At 52.7% G+C, this 2557-nt stretch carries 1 rRNA gene; it reads right to left on the bottom strand.

The window, feature by feature from the left end:
- Window positions 1–23 precede the first annotated feature (23 nt).
- Window positions 24–2557: ribosomal RNA gene (locus ACIP9C_RS23070) — 23S ribosomal RNA — on the bottom strand; the annotation flags it as partial.

Here is a 2557-nt window from a genome sequence, read left to right as displayed (position 1 = left end):
TTCATTGAATGTTTCAAACTTTTTTGGTTAAGTCCTCGATCGATTAGTATTCGTCAGCTCCATGTGTCACCACACTTCCACCTCGAACCTATCTACCTCATCGTCTTTGAGGGATCTTACTTACTTGCGTAATGGGAAATCTCATCTTGAGGGGGGCTTCATGCTTAGATGCTTTCAGCACTTATCCCGTCCACACATAGCTACCCAGCGATGCCTTTGGCAAGACAACTGGTACACCAGCGGTGTGTCCATCCCGGTCCTCTCGTACTAAGGACAGCTCCTCTCAAATTTCCTACGCCCACGACGGATAGGGACCGAACTGTCTCACGACGTTCTGAACCCAGCTCGCGTACCGCTTTAATGGGCGAACAGCCCAACCCTTGGGACCGACTACAGCCCCAGGATGCGATGAGCCGACATCGAGGTGCCAAACCTCCCCGTCGATGTGGACTCTTGGGGGAGATAAGCCTGTTATCCCCGGGGTAGCTTTTATCCGTTGAGCGATGGCCCTTCCATGCGGAACCACCGGATCACTAAGCCCGTCTTTCGACCCTGCTCGACTTGTAGGTCTCGCAGTCAAGCTCCCTTGTGCCTTTACACTCTACGAATGATTTCCAACCATTCTGAGGGAACCTTTGGGCGCCTCCGTTACCTTTTAGGAGGCGACCGCCCCAGTCAAACTGTCCGCCTGACACTGTCTCCTGCCCCGCTAAGGGGCATGGGTTAGAATTTCAATACAACCAGGGTAGTATCCCACCGACGCCTCCTTCGAAGCTGGCGCTCCGAGATCTCTGGCTCCTACCTATCCTGTACAAGTTGTACCAAAATTCAATATCAGGCTACAGTAAAGCTCCACGGGGTCTTTCCGTCCTGTCGCGGGTAACCTGCATCTTCACAGGTACTATAATTTCACCGAGTCTCTCGTTGAGACAGTGCCCAGATCGTTACGCCTTTCGTGCGGGTCGGAACTTACCCGACAAGGAATTTCGCTACCTTAGGACCGTTATAGTTACGGCCGCCGTTTACTGGGGCTTCAATTCGCAGCTTCGCTTGCGCTAACCACTCCTCTTAACCTTCCAGCACCGGGCAGGCGTCAGCCCCTATACGTCACCTTACGGTTTTGCAGAGACCTGTGTTTTTGCTAAACAGTCGCCTGGGCCTATTCACTGCGGCTCTCGTGCGCTTGCACGCTCAAGAGCACCCCTTCTCCCGAAGTTACGGGGTCATTTTGCCGAGTTCCTTAACGAGAGTTCTCTCGCACACCTTAGGATTCTCTCCTCGACTACCTGTGTCGGTTTGCGGTACGGGCACCTCTCACCTCGATAGAGGCTTTTCTTGGCAGTGTGAAATCAGGAACTTCGTCCATACGGACTCGCCATCACAGCTCAACGTTACAGTGTGCGGATTTGCCTACACACACGCCTTACTGCTTGGACGCGCACAACCAACGGCGCGCTTACCCTATCCTACTGCGTCCCCCCATTTCTCAAACGGTGAGGAGGTGGTACAGGAATATCAACCTGTTGTCCATCGCCTACGCCTATCGGCCTCGGCTTAGGTCCCGACTAACCCTGAGCGGACGAGCCTTCCTCAGGAAACCTTAGTCATACGGTGGACGGGATTCTCACCCGTCTTTCGCTACTCATACCGGCATTCTCACTTCTAAGCGCTCCACCAGTCCTTCCGGTCTGACTTCAACGCACTTAGAACGCTCTCCTACCACTGACATCGTAGATGTCAATCCACAGCTTCGGTGAATCGTTTAGCCCCGATACATTTTCGGCGCAGCGTCACTCGACCAGTGAGCTATTACGCACTCTTTAAATGATGGCTGCTTCTAAGCCAACATCCTGGTTGTCTGTGCAACGCCACATCCTTTTCCACTTAACGATTACTTTGGGACCTTAGCTGGTGGTCTGGGCTGTTTCCCTTTTGACTACGGATCTTATCACTCGCAGTCTGACTCCCGTGTATAAATATCTGGCATTCGGAGTTTGTCTGAATTCGGTAAACCGGGATGGCCCCCTAGTCCAAACAGTGCTCTACCTCCAGTATTCTCATCACGAGGCTAGCCCTAAAGCTATTTCGGAGAGAACCAGCTATCTCCAAGTTCGATTGGAATTTCTCCGCTACCCACACCTCATCCCCGCACTTTTCAACGTGCGTGGGTTCGGGCCTCCAGTAAGTGTTACCTCACCTTCACCCTGGACATGGGTAGATCACCTGGTTTCGGGTCTACGACCACGTACTAATTCGCCCTATTCAGACTCGCTTTCGCTGCGGCTCCGCCTTCTAAAGCTTAACCTCGCACGTAATCGTAACTCGCCGGTTCATTCTACAAAAGGCACGCTATCACCCATTAACGGGCTCTAACTACTTGTAGGCACACGGTTTCAGGATCTCTTTCACTCCCCTTCCGGGGTGCTTTTCACCTTTCCCTCACGGTACTGGTTCACTATCGGTCACTAGGTAGTATTTAGCCTTGGGAGATGGTCCTCCCGGATTCCGACGGAATTTCACGTGTTCCGCCGTACTCAGGATCCACTCTGGAGGGAAT

Source organism: Lysinibacillus sp. NPDC093210, assembly GCF_044753985.1.
Taxonomy (GTDB): Bacteria; Bacillota; Bacilli; order Bacillales_A; family Planococcaceae; genus Lysinibacillus.
This window is presented reverse-complemented; position numbering and strand designations above follow the sequence as displayed.